Annotated in this window: 7 protein-coding genes; 4 read left to right on the top strand and 3 right to left on the bottom strand. The window is 75.9% G+C overall.

All coding sequences use genetic code 11. The features are described from left to right. The first annotated feature begins 125 nt into the window (after nt 1-125). Genes GA0070564_RS16780 through GA0070564_RS16765 form a run of 4 tightly spaced genes read left to right on the top strand, consistent with a single transcriptional unit; the run spans nt 126 to nt 12,599 of the window. Nucleotides 126-845, top strand: a complete 720-nt coding sequence (locus GA0070564_RS16780) for an aspartate/glutamate racemase family protein (RefSeq protein WP_176730681.1) — start codon at nt 126-128, stop codon at nt 843-845. A gap of 29 nt (nt 846-874) precedes the next feature. Further along, nucleotides 875-3,544, top strand: a complete 2,670-nt coding sequence (locus tag GA0070564_RS16775) for a non-ribosomal peptide synthetase (RefSeq protein ID WP_176730695.1) — start codon at nt 875-877, stop codon at nt 3,542-3,544. Further along, a complete protein-coding gene (locus GA0070564_RS16770; protein ID WP_091609561.1) occupies nt 3,525-11,273 on the top strand; it encodes an amino acid adenylation domain-containing protein in 7,749 nt (2,582 codons plus the stop codon). The genes GA0070564_RS16775 and GA0070564_RS16770 overlap by 20 nt, the downstream gene beginning before the upstream one ends. Continuing rightward, nucleotides 11,274-12,599 (top strand): MFS transporter, encoded by a 1,326-nt coding sequence (locus GA0070564_RS16765; RefSeq protein ID WP_091609560.1) that lies wholly within the window; start codon nt 11,274-11,276, stop codon nt 12,597-12,599. A gap of 37 nt (nt 12,600-12,636) precedes the next feature. Here the strand turns inward: GA0070564_RS16765 and GA0070564_RS16760 are convergent, their stop codons facing one another. The 3 genes from GA0070564_RS16760 to GA0070564_RS16750 are packed head-to-tail and all read right to left on the bottom strand — an operon-like array spanning nt 12,637 to nt 18,435. Next, on the bottom strand, nt 12,637-14,046 hold the full coding sequence (locus GA0070564_RS16760; RefSeq protein ID WP_091609559.1) for a condensation domain-containing protein: 1,410 nt from the start codon (nt 14,044-14,046) through the stop codon (nt 12,637-12,639). Next, nucleotides 14,039-15,280, bottom strand: coding sequence for a cytochrome P450 (locus GA0070564_RS16755; RefSeq protein ID WP_091609558.1), 1,242 nt, complete (start codon nt 15,278-15,280; stop codon nt 14,039-14,041). The genes GA0070564_RS16760 and GA0070564_RS16755 overlap by 8 nt, the downstream gene beginning before the upstream one ends. Next, complete coding sequence (locus GA0070564_RS16750) at nt 15,277-18,435, bottom strand: non-ribosomal peptide synthetase (RefSeq protein ID WP_091609557.1); 3,159 nt, start codon at nt 18,433-18,435, stop codon at nt 15,277-15,279. Before GA0070564_RS16750 ends, GA0070564_RS16755 begins: the two co-directional genes overlap by 4 nt. Nucleotides 18,436-18,445: the final 10 nt, after the last annotated feature.

Here is an 18,445-nt window from a genome sequence, read left to right as displayed (position 1 = left end):
GAGTATCGACCCCCGGGCCGGGGCGTCGCGAGCCCGCCGGCCGCCCACTGAAAGAACCCTTAGAGCCGCGGCTACCGGCCGCTCAACTAGAAATTGCCTTAGCCCGGCCCGGCTTTACTGAGCGCATGACGGCTACCGGTTACGACGGCGCCCTGGGTGTGCTCGGCGGGATGGGCCCGTCGGCGTCGGCCGGCTTCCTCCAGACCGTGTACGAGACGGCGGCCGAGCGCTCCGGCCCCTTCGCCGAGCAGGTCCTTCCCCGCTGCCTGCTCGACTCGGACCCGGCCTTCCCCGACCGCACCGAGGTGATCCGCACCGGCGGGGAGGCCGAGTTCGTGGCCCGGCTCGCCCGCCGGCTGGCCGGCCTCGAAGACCTCGGCGCCACCCGGATCGTGGTCGCCTGCGTGACCGCCCACCACTTCCTCGACCGGCTCGAACCGGCCCGGCGCGCCCGGGTGATCTCGCTGGTCGACGTGATCCTCGACGACCTGGCCACCGTCGGCGCCGGGGAACGCCTGCTGCTGGTCGCCACCCACGGCACCCGCGACGCCCGCGTCCTCGAGCGCAGCCCCCGCTGGCCGGCCGTGGCGCACCGGGTCGTGCTGCCCGGACCCGAGGTGCAGGAGACCCTGCACCAGTTGCTCTACCGGCTCAAATGGGAGCCGGTCACCGACGACCTCACCGACCGTTTCCTGCGGATCGCCGCCGAGCACGGCTGCCAGGGGCTGATCGCCGGATGCACCGAGGTCCACCTGCTGACCCGCCGGCTGCGCGGCGGCGGGCTGCGGATCGTCGACCCCCTGCTCACCATCGCCACACAACTGAAGTCCCTGCTCGCCGGATGACGGGGACGACGGAACGAAGGAGTGCCCGGGTGAATGCGGACGAAGCGCTGCGGTACTGGCGGGAGCGGCTTGCCGGGGTCACCCAGCCGACGCGGCTGGGCGTCGAGCGTCCCGCCGCCGGCGGCGGCGAGCGCGGCCGGGCCCGGTTGCCGTGGACGGCGGGGCGGGTGTCCGAGCTGGAGCGCGCCGCCGCGGCGGCCGGCCGGCGACCCGAACACCTCCTGCTGGCCGCCGTCGGGCTGCTGATCGCCGCCCACGCCGGTGAGCCGGACGTGGTGCACGGCGTGCTCCCCGACGGATCCGGCGGCGAACCGTGGCCGATGCGGGTACGGGTGGACCCGTTGCAGCCCCTCGCCGCACACCTCGACGACGTCCGGGACGGCTGGGAGGGCGGCACCGCACACGCCGGGCCGACCCCGGCCGAGTTGGCCGCCTGCGCCGGCCTCGCCGACGGCGTCGCCCTCTTCGGCACCGTCGTGCGGGTCACCCGCTGCGCGCCGGACCCGACCGGGTCCGCGTACGACATCGCGCTGACCGTAGCGCTCGGCCCGGAGGCCGGGCTGCACCTCGACCACGCCCACGGGCTCCTCGGCGGCGTCGACGCCGACCGGCTGCTCACCCACCTCGACCGGATCGTGTCCCGGCTGGTCGACGCCGCCGACGGCGACCCGGTGGGCGACCTCGGTCCGCTCTCGGACGCGGAACTGGCCCAGCTCCTGGGGGAGTGGAACGACACCGCGCGCGACCTCGGCGAGCCGCGCTGCCTGCACGAGCTCTTCGAACTCCAGGCGGCCCGCACCCCGGACGCGCTCGCCGTCGTGCAGGGCGCGGACCGGCTCAGCTACGCCGAACTCGACGCCGCCGCCGATCGGCTGGCCGTCCGGCTGGCCGCCGCGGGCGTCGGTCGCGGTGACACGGTGGCGCTCCACCTGCGCCGTACCGTCCGGATGGTGGTCGCCCTGCTCGGTGTCCTGAAGGCCGGCGCCGCGTACGCGCCGGTCGACCCGGCGCTGCCGGCCGAGCGGGTACGCGAGCTGGTGGGGACGCTCGCCGCGCCGGTGGTGCTCAGCGACCCGGACGCCGTACCGGAGGTGCTGCGGCGCTGCGCGGGGCTGCCGGCGCTGCGGGCGGCGCTCTGGCTGGGCGGCGACGGTCAACCACCGGCCGGGACGGCGCCGGAGGGCATGGTGGTCGGCGACGCGCTCGCCGCGCCTGCGGCCGGGGCGCCCGGGCCCGACCGCGCCCACCCCGACGACCCGGCGTACACGATCTTCACCTCCGGCTCCACCGGCCGGCCCAAGGGCGTGGCGGTGGCGCACGCGCCGGCGGTGAACCTGATCCGCTGGGTCAACGAGACCTACCGGGTGGGCCCGGCCGACCAGGTGCTCTGCACCGCCTCGCTCAGCTTCGACCTGTCGGTCTACGACATCTTCGGGCTGCTCGCCGCCGGCGGCAGCATCCGGGTGGCGTCCACCGAGGAGCTGCGCGACCCGCAGCGGCTGCTGGCCATCCTGGACGACGAGCCGGTCACCTTCTGGGACTCCGCGCCGGCCGCGTTGCAGCAGCTGGAACCCTTCTTCGCGCTGCGCGAGCCGCCCGCCGAGCACTCGCTGCGCCTGGTCTTCCTCAGCGGCGACTGGGTGCCGCTGACCCTGCCGGACGCCGCCCGCACCGCCTTCGCCGACCCGGAGGTGGTGGCGCTCGGTGGCGCCACCGAGGCGGCCATCTGGTCCAACCACTTCCCGGTGACCAAGGTCGACCCGGACTGGCCGAGCATCCCGTACGGCCGGCCGATCGCCAACGCCCGCTACCACGTGCTCGACGCCGGACTGCGGCCGGCGCCGGTGGGCGCCCCGGGCGACCTCTACATCGGCGGCGACTGCCTGGCCACCGGCTACCACGCCGACCCGCGGCTGACCGCCGCCAAGTTCGTCCCCGACCCGTACGGCGGCACGCCCGGCGGGCGGTTGTACCGCACCGGCGACCGGGCCCGGTTCTGGCCCGACGGGGTGATCGAGTTCCTCGGCCGGCAGGACGACCAGGTCAAGATCCGCGGCTTCCGGGTCGAGCTGGGCGAGGTCGAGGTGAACCTGGCCGCCCTGCCCGGGGTCGGCTCCGCCGTCGCCGCCGTGCACGGCGGCGCCCCCAACCTGCACCTGGTCGCGTACGTCGTGCCGAGTTCGGGGGCCACCGTGGACCCGGCCGGGTTGCGCGCCGGCCTGGCCGACCGGCTGCCGCCGTACATGGTGCCGGCGCGGATCGTCGTGCTGGACGCGCTGCCCGTCACCGCCAACGGCAAGCTGGACCGGGCCGCGCTGCCCGCCCCCGACTTCGCCGACGCCGGCGGCACGGCGTACGTCGCGCCGCGTACCCCGGTGGAGGAGGTGGTGGCCGAGCTGTGGGCGGAGGTGCTCGGGGTGGAGCGGGTCGGCGCCGAGGACGGCTTCTTCGACCTGGGCGGCCACTCGATGCTGATCCCGCAGGTGCTGGCCCGGCTCACCAGCGACCTCCAGGTCACCGTGCCGCCGGTGACGGTGCTCAACCATCCCACCCTCGCCGGCTTCGCCGCCGTGGTCGAACGGGCCCTGCTCGACCAGATCGAGGCCGCCGAGGTCGAGCAGTCGGCCGGGGCGGCGCGGTCGGCGCCGGCGCCCGAGGTCGGCGGGAAGGAGGCCCAGGGTGCCGGCCACCGACGCTGACAAGCTGCGCGACCTGATCGGCCGGCGGCTCTCCGCGGCCCGCCGCGACCGGGGTCCCCGGGCCGTCATCGAACGCTCCACCGGCCCCGGCCCGGCCGCTCCGCCCCAGGAGCGGATGCTCTTCCTCGACGAGCTGGAACCGGGCGGCTCGGCCTACCACCTGATCCTCACCTTCCGGCTGGAGGGACCGGTCGACGCCGGGGCGCTGGAACGGGCGCTGCGCGGCATCGAGGAACGCCACGAGGTGCTGCGCAGCCGGTACGAGCGGCGCGACGGCACCGAGACGCTGGTGCCGGGCGAACCGTCCTTCACGCTGCGCCGCGCCGACCTGCCCGACGACCCGGCGGCCGTCGCCGCGTTGCAGGCCGCGGAGCTCGGCCGCCCCTTCGACCTGCGCGCCGGGCCGGTGTGGCGCGGGGTGCTGGCCCGTACCGACGACACGCTGCACCACCTGGTGCTCACCGCCCACCACATCGCCATCGACGGATGGTCGATGGACGTCCTGCGGCAGGAGCTGGCCCGGGGGTACGCCGCCGAACTCGGCCGGGGCGCCCGGCCCGCCCCGCCCGCCGTCCGCTACGCCGACTACGCGGCCTGGGAACGCCGGCGCCTCGACAACGGCGACCACGACCAGCAGCTGGCCCACTGGCGGCAGCGGCTGGCCGACCTGCCGGCCGCGCTCGAGCTGCCCACCGACCGCCGCCCGCCGCAGCGGCGCACCCGCCCCGCCGGCCTGGTCGCCGGCCTCGTCGACGCCGAGCTGGCCGGCGCCGTCCGCGCCCTGGCCCGGGACGCGGGGGCCACCCCGTTCATGGTCCTCGCGGCCTGCCTCCAGACCCTGCTGCACCGCTACTGCGGCCGGTCCGACTTCCTGGTCGGCGTACCGGTGGCCGGCCGGACGGAGCCGAGCCTCAAGCCGCTGATCGGTCTGTTCGTCAACACCGTGGTGCTGCGCGCCGACTGTCGTCCCGGACTGTCCTTCCGGGAACTGCTCGACCGGACCCGTGGCGACGCCGTGGCCGCGTTCGCCCACCAGGACGTGCCCTTCGAACGCGTGGTGACGTCGCTGCCGCCGTCCCGGGCGGTCGCCGGCATGCCGCTGTTCGAGGTGATGCTGGTCTGGAACGCCGCCGACCAGGGCACCTGGTCGCTCGGCGGCGCCAAGGCGGTCTACCTGCCGGGCGCGGCCTCCGGCACCGCCAAGTTCGACCTGAGCCTCCAGGTCACCGAGGCGGGCGACGCCTACGAGCTGCTGCTGGAGTACGACCGCGAGCTGTGGGAAGAGGCGAGCGCCGCCCGGATGCTGGGCCACCTGGTCACCCTCACCCGGGGCGCGGTGGTCGACCCCGACCTCGAACTCGGTCGGTTGCCGCTGCTCGACGCCGCGGAGCGGGAGTTGGCCGCCCGGCACGCGCAGGGGCCGGTGCGCGCGTACCCGGGGCCGGTCGACCTGGCGGCCATGGTGGCCGAGCGGGCGGCCCGCGACGGCGACGCGGTCGCCCTGGTGTTCGACGGCGCCGAGCTGACCCACCGGGAACTCGACCGGCGGGCCAACCGCCTCGCCCACCACCTGCGCGCCCTCGGCGTGCGACCCGACCAGCCGGTGGCGGTCCTGCTGGAACGCTCCTTCGACCTGGTGGTGGCGATCCTGGGGATCGTCCGCTCCGGCGGCGCCTACCTGCCCCTGGACCCGGAACACCCGGCCGGACGGTCCGCGGGCGTCCTGCGCGACGCCGGGGTACGCGTCGTCGTCACCCACACCGCCCTGGCCGGCGCGGCCGAGGCGGCCGGCTGCACCCCGGTACGCCTCGACGCCGACGCCACGGCCGTCGCCGCCCATCCCGACACCTGGACCCTGCCCCCGGCCCTGCCGGACCAGTTGGCGTACGTCTTCTACACCTCCGGCTCCACCGGCCGGCCCAAGGGGGTGATGGTCAGCCACCGGGCGGCGCACAACCAGATCCGCTGGCAGGTCGATCGGTTCGGCATCGGCCCCGGCGAGACCGTCCTGCTCAAGACGAACGTCACCTTCGACGACTCGGTGGTCGAGGTGTTCGCCGCCCTGGCCGGAGGCGCCCGGCTGGTGATCGCCCAGCCCGGCGGCCACCGCGACCCGGAGTACCTGCGCGCGCTGCTGGCCGCCGAACGGGTGGGCTACGTGCGGTTCGTGCCCACCATGCTGGCCGCGCTGCTGGAACACGGCGGCGACGTGCCGGTGCCCGCGCTGCGGGTGGTGAAGAGCGCCGGGGAGGCGCTGCCGCCGGAGTTGGCCGCCCGCTGCCTCGCGGCCCTCGACGCGGAGCTGTACAACGCGTACGGTCCGACCGAGGCGGCGGTGAACGTCACCGTCGCGCGCTGTCGGCCGGGGGAGCCGCTGGTGACGATCGGCACCCCGATCGAGAACGTCCGCTGCCACGTGCTCGACGACGCGCTGGCGCCGCAGCCCGTCGGGGTGCCCGGCATGCTCCACCTGGGCGGCGTGCAACTCGCCCGCGGCTACCACGGCCGCCCCGCGCTGACCGCCGAGCAGTTCGTGCCGGACCCGTTCGGACCGCCCGGCGGACGGTTGTACCGCACCGGTGACCTGGTGCGTCGGCTGCCCGACGGCCGGCTCGACTACCTGGGCCGGGCCGACCGGCAGGTCAAGGTCCGCGGCATGCGCATCGAGCTGGGCGAGATCGAGTCCGTCCTCGCCGAGCACCCCACGGTCGGGCAGGCGGTCCTCGCCGCCCGCGACGACCGGCCCGGCGGGGCGCGCCTGGTCGCGTACCTGCTGCCCAGCGCCGCCGGCACCCCGGACGTCCGGCAGCTACGTGCGTGGCTGGCCGACCGGCTGCCCGAGTACATGGTCCCGGCCGCGTTCACCGTGCTGGCCGCGTTCCCGCTGCTGCCCAGCGGCAAGGTGGACCGCAAGAGCCTGCCGGACGCGGAACCCGAGGCCGCCCCGGTCCAGGCGTACGAGCCGCCGCGCGGCGACCTGGAAAGGACCGTCGCCGAGGTCTGGGCCGGCACCCTCGGCGTCGAGCGGATCGGCCGCGACGACAGCTTCTTCACCCACGGCGGTCACTCCCTGCTGGCCATGGAGACGCTGCTCGCCCTCCGGGAACGCCTGCGCCGGCCGGTGCCGCTGCGGCTGGTCTTCGAGGCGCCCACCCTCGCCGCGTTCGCCGCCCGCGTCGCCGAGCTGCCCGCCACGGCGCCGGACGCCCCACCGGTGGAGCCGGTACGCGCCCGCGCCGACGGTGTCGCGGAGGTCTCGGCGGCCGAGGCGCGGATCTGGTTCGCCGACCAACTGGAGCCGGGCGACCCGGCGTACAACCTGCCGGTGGTCTGCCGGCTGCGCGGCGACGTCGACGTGCCGGCGCTGCTCGCCGCCCTGCGCGCCCTGCCGGACGCGCACGAGGCGCTGCGTACCCGCTTCGCGTCGGTCGACGGGCGGCCGGTGCGCGTCGTCGCCGTCGAGGTCGACCTGCCGCTGCGCGTGGTCGACCTACGCGGCCTCGACGCGGCCGACCGGGACCGCGCGCTGACCGCGGCGCTCGCCGAGGCGGCCGGCGCCCCCTTCGACCTGGCCACCGGGCCGCTGGCCCGCGCCGCCGTGCTGCCGCTCGGCGACGACGAGCTGGTGCTGGCGCTCACCCTGCACCACATCGTGGCCGACGGCTGGTCGATCCAGCCGCTCCTGGCCGACCTGGGCACCGCGTACGCGGCCGCGCGGGCCGGCCGGCCCGTCGCGCTGCCCGACCGGCTCGGTGCCGGCGACTACGCCGGCTGGCGCAACCGGCCGCTGCCCGACGAGGCGCGGGCGGCGGAGCTGGCGCACTGGCGGGAACGCCTGACCGGCCTGCCCGGCGCGCCGGAGCTGCCCACCGACGGCCCGCGCGACGCCGCCGACGGCTCTGCGGGCGCCGCCGTCCCGTTCACCGTCCCGGCCGCCACCGCCGACCGGGTGCGGGAGCTGGCCCGGGCCGAGGGCTGCACCCCGTTCATGGTGCTGCTGGCCGGGTACGCCGCCGTGCTCGCCCGGCACTGCGCCACCGACGAGGTGGTGCTCACCATGCCCGTCGCCGACCGGGGCCGCCCCGACCTCGACGGCATCGTCGGCCTGCTGCTGGACACTGCCGTGCTGCGGCTGCCGGTCCGCGCCGACGACGGCTTCCGGACGCTGCTGCGGACCGCCCGCACGGCGGTGCTGGACGCCCAGGAGCACCGGCTGCTCCCGTTCGACCAGGTCGTCGACGCGCTCGGGCTCGACGGCCGGACGCTGGCCCGGTACGCCGTGTCGATGGACCCGCTGCGGGCCGGCGCCGTCGCGTTCGCCGACGGCGTCACCCTGGAACCGGAGCCGTTCGACCTGCGCCACTCCAAGGCCGACCTGAACGTGCTCTTCGCCGACGGTGAGCAGGGCCTCGGCGGCGGGATCGTGCACCGCACCCCGCTGCTCGGCGCCGACCGGGTCCGGCGGCTGACCGGGCACCTGCTCACCCTGCTCGACGCGGCGACCCGCGCCCCGGACATCCCGCTGGCCCGCATCGGGCTGCTCACCCCCGACGAGCGGGCCGAGCTGACCGTCGGGGGCGCCCCGTCGGCCGCCGCCCCCGCACCGGCCTGCCTGCACACGCTGGTCCTCGACCAGATCGCCCGCACCCCGCAGGCGGTGGCCCTGGTCACCGACGAGGGGGAGTGGACCTACCGGCGGCTCGGTGAACGGGCCGCCCGCCTCGCCCGGCACCTGACCGCCCGGGGCGTACGCCCGGGCACCCTGGTCGGCCTCTGCCTGGGGCGGGGAGCGCAGCAACCGGTCGCCGTGCTGGCCGTGCTGCTGGCCGGCGCCGGGTACGTCGCGCTGGACCCCGCCCACCCGCCGGCCCGGCTGCGCGGCGTGCTGGCCGACAGCGGCGCCACCGTCGTCGTCACCGACCGGCCCTGGGCGGCGGCGTGCGCGGACAGCGGCCTGCCCACCGTGGTGCTCGCCGACGACGAGGCCACCATCGCCGGGCAGGACCCCGAGGTGCCCGACACCGCCACCACCGTCGACCCGGCCGCCGTGGCGTACCTGGTCTACACCTCCGGCTCCACCGGACGGCCCAAGGGGGTACGCACCCCGCACGCCGCCGCCGCGGCCTACCTCCGCGACTACCTGGGCGGCTTCGGCCTCGACACCGGCGACACCGTCCTCCAGCTCGCCGGGCTGGCCTTCGACGCCTGCGTCCGCGACCTGCTCGGGCCGCTGACCACCGGCGCCCGGGTGGTCCTGCTCGACGACGAGCGGGCCGCCGACCCGCAGGCCGTGGTCGCCGCCGTCGACCGGCACGGGGTCACCGCCGTGCTGAGCGTGGTGCCGACCCTGCTGCGTGCCCTGCTCACCGTCGCCGAGCAACGCCACCCGGCGCCGGGCGGCCGGCTGCGCCTGCTGCTGACCGCCGGCGAGGCCCTGGACCGGGCCGACTGCGCCCGCGCCGGCACCGCGTTCGCCGGGCGGCCGACAGTGGTCAACCAGTACGGGCCGACCGAGGCCACGATGACCACCACCAGCGCGCCGGTCGAGGCGGCGCCCGGTGAGCGCGGTCCCGCCCCGCTCGGCGTACCCGTGGCCGGCGCCCGGGTGTGGATCGTCGACCGGCACGGCGACCTGGCCCCGACGGGCGTGCCCGGTGAGGTGTGGATCGGTGGCGGACGGCTCGCCGACGGCTACCACCGCCAGCCGGCGCTGACCGCGACGAGCTTCGTACCCGATCCGTTCTCCGGGGTTGCGGGCGCCCGGGCGTACCGCACCGGTGACCGGGCCCGCCGCGAGGCCGACGGCACCCTGACTTTCCTCGGCCGGGGCGACGACCAGGTCAAGATCCGCGGCCACCGGGTGGAACCGGCCGGCGTCGAGAGCGTCCTGCGTACCCTGCCCGGCGTCGAGGAGGCGGCGGTCGTGCCGGTACGCGGCGACTCGGGCGTCGTCCGGCTCGTCGGCTGCGTCGCCCCCGCCACCCTGGACGCCGACGCGGTGCGCGCCGGGCTGCGCGGCCTGCTCCCCGAGTACCAGGTGCCCACCGTCATCCGGGTGCTGCCCGCGCTGCCGCGCACCCCCAACAACAAGGTGGACCGTCGGCTGCTGGCCGCGCTCGACGAGCCGGCACAACGCTCGACGCCACCGCGCACCCCCACCGAGCACGTCGTGGCCGACGTCTTCGCCGAGGTGCTCGGCGACGAGCGGGTCGGCGCCGCGCCGGTCGGCCGCGACGACGACTTCTTCGCCCGCGGCGGCCACTCGCTGCTCGCCGCCCGGCTCGCCGCCCGCCTGCACCGGGCCACCGGCCACGAGGTGCCGCTGCGCGAGGTCCTCGACCTGCGGACGGTGACCGCGCTGGCCGGCTGGCTGGACCGGGCCGGACCGGTGCCGGCCGGCGTCCGGCCCGAGGTGCCGGCGACCGCCGACGCCGCCGAGGCGGCCCCGCCCACCCCGGGGCAGGAGTCGATCTGGCGGCACTGCCGGCGGGAGCCGGACACCGCCGCGTACAACGTGGGTTTCACCGCCCGGGTCACCGGCGACGTGGACCAGGTCGCGCTCGCCCGGGCCCTGGACGCGCTGGCCGACCGGCACCCGGCGCTGCGCACCCGCTTCCCGGACACGGCAGCGGGACCGGGCGTGCTGGTGGCCCCCCGGGTGCTGCTCCCGCTGAACCGGCACGACGTGTCGGGGGAGCCCGACCCGCGCCAGGCGGCGCTGCGGCGGGCCACCGCCGAACTGCGGACGCCGTTCGACCTGGAACGTGGGCCGCTCGCCCGCGCCGTCCTGATCCGCTGCGGCCCCCGGGAGCACCTGCTGGGCCTCACCGTGCACCACATCGTCGCCGACGGCTGGACCCTGTCGGTGCTCCAGCGTGACCTGGCCGCGCTACACGACGAGTTCGCCGCCGGCCGGCTGCCGCAGCTGCCGCCGGTGCCCGGCTTCGCCGGCTACGCCGCCGCGCAACTGGCCCGGCTGGACACCCCACGCGCCGCGGCCGACGCGGCCTTCTGGCGGGACCGGCTGCGCGACGTACCCACCGTCCTGCCGCTGCCCACCGACCGACCCCGGCCGCGGCGCTGGTCACTGGCCGGGTCGGTGGAGCCGTTCACCATCGACCCGGCCGTGGCCGCCGGGGTACGCCGGCTCGCCGACGAGACCGGCGCCACCGGATTCGTGGTGCTGCTGGCCGCCTTCCAACGCTGGCTGCACCGACTGTCCGGCGCGGAGCGTTTCCTGGTCGCGGTCCCGGTGGCCAACCGGCCCGATCCGGAGTCCGAGCGGGTCGCCGGGCCGTTCGCGAACATCGTGCCGGTCCCCGCCGACCTGGGTGGAGCACCGACCTTCCGGGAACTGGTCGGGCGGGTCCGGGAGACCTTCCTCGACGTGTGGGAACACCGTGAGCTGCCGTACGAGCAGCTGGTCACCGCGCACGCCGCCGCGGACGGCGACCGGCCGCCGCTGTGCCAGGCGATGTTCGCCGTGCAGAACCTGCCGCCGGCCGGGCCGGGCCTGAGCGGGCTCGCCGCCACCCCGCTGCTGCTCGACCGCGGCACCTGCCGCTACCAGCTGCACATGCGCTGCCACGAGACGCCCGACGGGCTCGCCGGCTGGCTGGAGTACAGCACCGCGCTGTTCGACCGGCCGGCGGTGCTCCAACGGCTGCGTGGCTTCCTCACGTTGCTGGCCGGGGCGGTCACCGCCCCCGACGATCCCGGAGCCTGCTGAGTGCGCGTCTTCAACCTGATCTGGGCCGGGCAGGCGACCTCGCTCATCGGCTCGGCGATGACCGCCTTCGGCGTCGGCGTGTGGATCTTCGCCCGGACCGGGTCGCCCACGGCGTTCGCCACCCTGATCCTGGCGGCCTCGCTGCCCGGCCTGCTCGCGCTGCCGGTCGCCGGGGTGGTGGTCGACCGCTTCGACCGGCGGCGGGTGATGCTGCTCAGCGACCTGGGCACCGCAACGGGGCCGCTGGTGCTGCTGATCCTGCACACCGCCGGCGCGCTGCAGCTGTGGCACCTGTACGTGATGGCCGCCGTCAGCTCGGTGTTCAAGGCGTTCCAGTGGCCGGCCTTCTCCAGCCTGGTCCCGCAGCTGGTGGCCAAGGACAAGCTCAGCCAGGCCAACGGCCGGGTCGGCATGGCCGAGGCCGTCGGCATGGTCTTCGGTGACCTGCTCGGCGGCGCGCTCTACGCGGTGCTCGGCCTGCGCGGCCTGCTCCTGGTCGACCTGGTCACCTTCGCCGTGGCGGCGACCACCATGCTGCTGTCGTACCGGCTGCGCCCGGCGATCCCGCCGGTCCGCACCGAGGGCGCCCCCCGCCTGCCGATGCGCTCCGAGATGACCCAGGGCTGGCACTTCATCCGGCAACGCCGCGGCCTGCTCGGGCTGCTGCTCTTCTTCGCCGGCTACAACCTGATGATGGAGATGGCGCTGGTCCTGCTCGCGCCGCTGGTGCTCAGCTCGCACCCGCCGTCGGCGCTCGGCGTCATCAACGCCGTCGGCGCGGTCGGCATGATCGCCGTCAGCGGCGTGCTGAGCTTCACCCGGCAGCCGCGCCGCCTGGTCCGCGCCCTCCTGCTGGTCGCCGTCCTGCACAGCTGCCTGCTGCTGGGCATCGGCGTCAGCCAGGGCACCCCGTGGCTGCTGGCCGCCGGAATGTTCGGCGTCCTGGGCGGCTACGCCGTGACCAACGCCGTCACCCCGACCATCTGGCAGCGCAAGACGCCGACGGAGGTGCAGGGCCGGGTCTTCGCCATCCGCCGGCTGCTCGCCTGGTCGTCCGGGCCGATCGCGTTCGCCGCCGCCGGACCGCTCACCGAGTACGTCGGCACACCGCTGGCCGACGGGCCACTGGCCGGCTCGGTCGGGCGGATCACCGGCTCGGGCACCGGCGGCGGGATCGCCATGGTGTTCCTGCTCTGCGGGGTGCTGCTGCTCGTCGTGGTGGCCGCCACCTGCGTACCCCGCGCGGTGCGGCGGATGGAGCAGGATCTCCCGGACGCCGACGTGGCCGAGGAGCCGACGCCGGTGGGCGCGGCGGCGCCGTCCTGACCCGTGGCCGGGCCGGTGCGGCGCCGCCGCGCCGACGTCAGCCTCCGGCGCCGTCCAGGGTGGCGTCGGGGCGCCGGGCCACCTGCCGTACGACGGCGACGAACCGGTCGTGCAGCCCGCGTACGGTGCGCTCCTCCAGCAGGGCCGAGCGGTACTTCCAGACCGCGACGTGGTCGGCTCCGCGCCGCCCGAGGCTCACGGTGAGGTCCAGCGCCGACTTCTCCGCGAACAGCTGCCGGTAGGACACCTCGACGCCGGGGAACTCGGGCTCGGTGAAGCCGGTGTTGTCCAGCTGGAGGATCACCTGCACCAGCGGCAGCCGGCCGGGTGTCCGGGTCGGCCGCACGGCGTCCACCAGACGCTGGAAGGGCACCTCGCCGTGGGCGAGGTCGTCGAGCGTGTGCTCCCGGACCCGGCGCAGCAGCTGCGCGAAGGACTCCTCGGGGCGGACCAGCACCCGCATCGGCAGGGTGTTGGTGAACACGCCCACGAGCTGCTCGGTCTCGGGCAGCTCCCGGCCGGCCACCGGCGACCCGATGACCAGGTCGCGCTGGTCGGAGCCGCGCCACAGGGTGACCGCGAAGGCGGCCAGCAGCGCCATGTAGCCGGAGGCGCCGACCGCGGCGGCCGTCGTCTCCAGCTCGTCCACGACGGCTCCGGGGATCCGGGCCAACAGGGTGCCGGACTCCAGCGCCTCGGTCTCGCCGGGCGGCCGGTCGAAGGGCAGCGGCACGGTGGTGGGCGCCCCGGCCAGCCGCTGCCGCCAGTACGACAGCCCGCGCTCCAGACCGTCGCCGGACTGCCGTTCCCGCTGCCCGATCGCGAAGTCCGCGTACTGGATGGGCAGCTCCGGCAGGCCGGCCGGCTCCCCGGTTACCCGGGCCCGGTACAGCTGGGACAGGTCGCGGTTGAGCACCCCCTCGGACCAGCCGTCGGCGGCGATGTGGTGCATCCGCAGCACCAGGTGGTGCCCGCCGTCGGCGTCGCGCAGCAACGTCCACGACACCGGCGGCTCGGTGGCCAGGTCCAGCTTGCGGACCAGCTGCTCCCGGGCGAAGGCCTCCAACGCCTCGGCGCCGCCGTCCGCCGGCAGGTCGACGGTGGGCACCGGCACCTCCGACGGGGGCAGCACCCGCTGGAAGAGTCCGCCCCGGCCCGGCTCGACCACCGTGCGCAGCACCTCGTGGCGGTGGGCCAGGTCGCTGACCGCGCCGCGCAGCGCCGCGACGTCGAGGTCACCGCGCAGGCCGATGACGAACACGGTGCTCTCCGTGGACGCCTCCGGGTCCAGCCAGTCGGAGAGCCACATCCGCTCCTGGGCGAAGCTGGCCGGGACGACGTCGGGCCTCGGCGCGACGGTCCGCCGGGCCTGCGCGGCGCGGGCCAGCAGCCGCCGCTCGAAGTCGATCCGGGCCGCGGAGACCGCCGGCGTACGGGCCTCAGCCATGCCGGCCGCCGTCCGCCGTCGGGGCGGGCCGCAGCGCGACGACCGCCTCCTCGAACCCGGCGATGTGGTTGGAACGCACCCGGGTCACCGGCCCGGGCACCTCGATGCTGGCCACCCGGCGGGCGACCTCGCCGAAGAGCACCCGCAGTTCGCTGGTCGCCAGGGCGCCGCCGAGGCAGTAGTGGGCGCCGTGGCCGAAGGTCAGGTGCCGGTTGGGCTTGCGGTCGAGGCGGAAGACGTCCGGGGCGTCGAAGACCGTCTCGTCCCGGTTCACCGACCCGCCCCACACCACGACCGACTGCCCCGCCTCGATGCCGCGCCCGGCGAGTTCGGTGTCCCGGACCGCGGTACGCAGGGTGTGCGCGCCCGGGGTGGTCCAGCGCAGGATCTCCTCCACGGCGGTGGGCAGGACGGCGGGGTCGTCGCGCAGCCTCCGCCACTGGTCGGGGTGGGCGGCGAGGGCGAGCAGGCCGCCCACCGAGGCGTGCCGGGTCGTCTCGTTGCCGCCGGAGATCAGGCCGTCGCAGTTGAGCAGGATCTCCTCGTCGGTGAGCGGCCGCCCGTCGACCTCACCCCGGACCAGGGCGGTGACGACGTCCTCGCCCGGGCTGCGCCGACGCTGCTTCACCAGCTCCAGGTAGTAGAGCAGGATGTCGGTGTGCGCCTCGGCCGCCGCCGCCGTCGGGCCGCCGTGCTCGTCGACGGCGCCGAAGGCCACGGTGGTGCGGTCCAGCATGAAGTCCCAGTCCTCGCGGGGAACGCCGAGCAGGTCGCAGATGACCGAGACGGGCAGTCGGGCGGCGATCCGGACGATGTCGCAGGCGCCCCGATCGAAGGCCTCGTCCAGGCAGGCTGTCACCGTCGCCCGCATGTTCTGCTCCAGCCGCTGCACCGTCCGGGCGGTGAAGGCGGAGCCGATGATCCGCCGGATCTCGCCGTGCCGGGGCGGGTCGGTGACGATGAGCATCTTGCGGGAGGCGGCCGCGGCGGCCAGCGGATCCCCGCCCAGCCGGATGCCGCGCTCGGAGGAGAAGGTCCGGCTGTCGCGCAGCACCCGCACCGCGTCGGCGTGCGTGGTGACCGACCAGTACGCGTCCCGGTTGGCGCGTACGGTCCAGCGCACCGGGTCGTTGCCGCGCATCCAGCGCCACACCGGGTCGAGCACGCCGTCGCGGTGCAGCACCGGGTCGGCGACGTCCACCGTGGTCGGGTCGGCCAGCTCCGGTGCGGTCATCGCGCGGCCTCCCGCTGCTCCTCGCCCAGGGCGAGCTGCATGATCGCCTCGGCGAGGTCGGCCAGCACCCGGTGCTCGAAGAGCAGCCGCACCGAGACGTCCAGGCCGGTCGCCGCCTTGACCCGGGCGATCACCTGGGCGGCGAGCAGCGAGTGGCCGCCCTTGTCGAAGAACGAGTCGTGGACACCGATCCGCGGCACGTCCAGCACCTCCTGCCAGATGTCCACCAGGATCTCCTCCAGCGGAGTGCGGGGCGGCTCGTAGTCGACGCTCTCCGGCTGGACCCGCTCGCCGGCCTCGTCGATCAGCGCGGCCAGCGCGGCCCGGTCGGCCTTGCCGTTGCCGGTGATCGGCAGGCTCTCCAGGAAGACGTAGCCGGCGGGCCAGAAGTGGGCGGGGAGCCGGCCGGCGAGGTGCTCGCGCAGCTGCTCGGCCGAGACCGCCGGCCCGTGCGGCGCCCGGACGACGCAGGCGGTCAGCCCGACCACGCCCGAGCTGTCCGGGCGGGCCACGATCGCGCACTCGCGTACGCCGGGGTGGGCGGCGAGCGCGGACTCGATCTCGCCCGGCTCGACCCGGAAGCCGCGTACCTTGATCTGGTCGTCCGCCCGGCCGGCGAAGACCAGTTCCCCGTCGGAGCGCCGGCGGGCCAGGTCACCGGTGCGGTAGAGCCGGGCGCCGGGCTGCGCGGCGTACGGGTCGGGCAGGAACCGTTGCGCGGTCAGCCCGGGCCGGCCGAGGTAGCCGCGGGCCGTCCCGACGCCACCGACGTACAGCTCGCCCACCACGTTGACCGGCACCGGCCGCAGCTCCTCGTCGAGCACCAGCGCGCTGTAGCCGGGGATCGCGGTGCCGATCGGCAGGGCGCCGTCGACGTCGGACTCCCGCACCTCGTGGCCGGTGGCCCAGATGGTGGCCTCGGTGGGGCCGTACAGGTTGAAGCAGCGCGCCTGCGGCGTCCAGTGCGCGACGGTGCCGGCGGTGAGCACCTCGCCGGCCCCGATCACCACCCGCAGGCTCGGCACGTCGGCGGCGCCCAGCGCGGCGATCGCCGACGGCGGGGCCGTCCAGGAGGTGACCCGGTGCCGGCGCATCAGCGCCGCCAGCGGCTCGCCGGGCACCAGCTCGTCGCGGGTGCCCAGGGCGAGGCGGGCGCCGGCCCCGACGGCCAGCCCGATCTCGAACATCGAGGCGTCGAAGCTGGGGGAGCAGAACTGGAGCACCGTGTCGTCCGGGCCGTGCGGCAGCCGGGCCCGCTGCGCGGCCAGCAGCGCCGCGTACGACGCGTGGGTGATCTGCACGCCCTTGGGTTGGCCGGTGGAGCCGGAGGTGTAGATGACGTACGCCAGGCCGTCCCGGTGCGGTCCGGGTCCGGGGTCGGTGCCGTCGGCGGACGCGTCGGGGGCCAGCAGGGGGACGCCGCAGGCCCGGGAAAGCTCCTCGACGGCCGGTCCCGCGCCGATCAGCACGGTCGCGGCGGAGTCGCTGAGCATGTACTCGAGGCGGGCCGCCGGGTATTCCGGGTCCAGCGGCAGATAGGCGCCGCCGGCCCTGAGGACGGCGAGCAGCGCGGTGATCCACTCGGTGGTGCGGGGCAGGCAGACGCCGACGCGGGTCTCCGGGCCGACGCCGTGGGTGCGCAGGGCGGTGGCGAGCCGGTCGGCGCGCGCGTCGAGCTGGGCCCAGCTGAGCGACCGATCGCCGGCGGTGACCGCAGGGCCGTCGGGTCGTTCCCGCGCCCACCGGGCGACCAGCTCCGGCAGCAGCGGCGGCTCCGGGTCGGCCGCCGGGCCGGGCGCGAGCAGCGCGTCCCGCTCCGCGGCGCCGAGCATCGGCAGCTGCGACAGGCGCAGGTCCGGGTCGGCCACCGCGGCTTCGAGCAGCGTACGCAGGTGCGCGTGCAGCCGTTCGATGCTGCCGGCGTCGAAGAGGGCGGCGTCGTACTCCCAGGCGGCGGCGAGGCCCGAGTCGGTGGGCACCAGGGTCAACGCCAGGTCGACGCCGGGAGCCTGGGTGTCCATCCGCACCACGTCGACGGTCAGCCCGTCGAGGTGGATGCTGTCCAGCGACACCTCCGCCAGGTGCAGCACGGTCTGGAAGAAGGTCTGCCGGTCGCCGTCCCGGTCCGGGCGCAGCTCCCTCACCAGCCACTCCAGCGGCACCTCCTGGTGCCCGATGGCCTCCAGCGACACCTCCCGGACCTGCCCGAGCAGCTGGTCGAAGGTGGGGTCACCGGCCAGGTCGTTCCGGGCGACCACGGTGTTGACGAAGCAGCCGATCAGCTCGCCGAGGCCCGGCTGCCCGCGGCCCGCCATCGGCACGCCGACCAGCACGTCGGTCTGGCCGGAACAGCGGTGCAGGAGCGTGTCGAACGCCGCCAGCAGCACCATGAACACGGTCGCGCCGCGCTCGGCGGCGAAGGCGCGGACGTCCTCGATCAGGTCGCCGGGGAGCGTGGCGAGCAGCAGCCGCCCCTGGGCGGCCGTGTCGGCGGTATGCGGCCGGTCGGTGGGGAGCCCGGTCGGCTCACCGACGCCCTTGAGCCGCTGACGCCAGACCTCCATGGACGCCCCGAGCGTCTCCGGGGTGACGTTCTCCCGTTCCCAGGCGGCGAAGTCCGCGTACTGGATGGGCAGGTCGTCGCCGCGCGCCTCCGCGCCGGCGCGCAGCCGTCGGTAGTTCTCCACGATCTCCTGGTAGAGCAGCTGGAGCGACCAGCCGTCGGCGATCAGGTGGTGCAGGCCCAGGGCCAGGCGGTGTTCCTCCTCGCCGAGGCGCAGCAGCGCGGCGCGGAACAGCGGGCCGGCCTCGATGTCGAACGGCCGCTGCCAGGCCCCGGAGAGCCACTCGTCGGCGGCGCCGGCCGGGTCGGCGCGGTCGTCGCAGGCGACCCGCTCCAGCTCGACGCCGGACCACGGCCACACCACCTGCACCGGGTCGCCGTCGGCCGCGGCGAACGTGGTGCGCAGCGCCTCGTGGCGGCGGACCACCGCGTTCAACGCCTCGTGCAGCAGCTCCGGGTCCAGGGCGCCGCGCAGCCGCAGCACGGCCTGGATGTTCCAGGCGGGGCCGCCGCCCTCCATCTGCTCCAGGAACCACAGCCGTCGCTGGGAGTACGACGTCGGTGCGACGAAGTTCTCCTCGGTGAGCTCCATGCCTACTCCT

Origin of the sequence: Micromonospora mirobrigensis (assembly GCF_900091555.1) — a bacterium.
GTDB classification, from domain to species: Bacteria; Actinomycetota; Actinomycetes; order Mycobacteriales; family Micromonosporaceae; genus Micromonospora; species Micromonospora mirobrigensis.
This window is presented reverse-complemented; position numbering and strand designations above follow the sequence as displayed.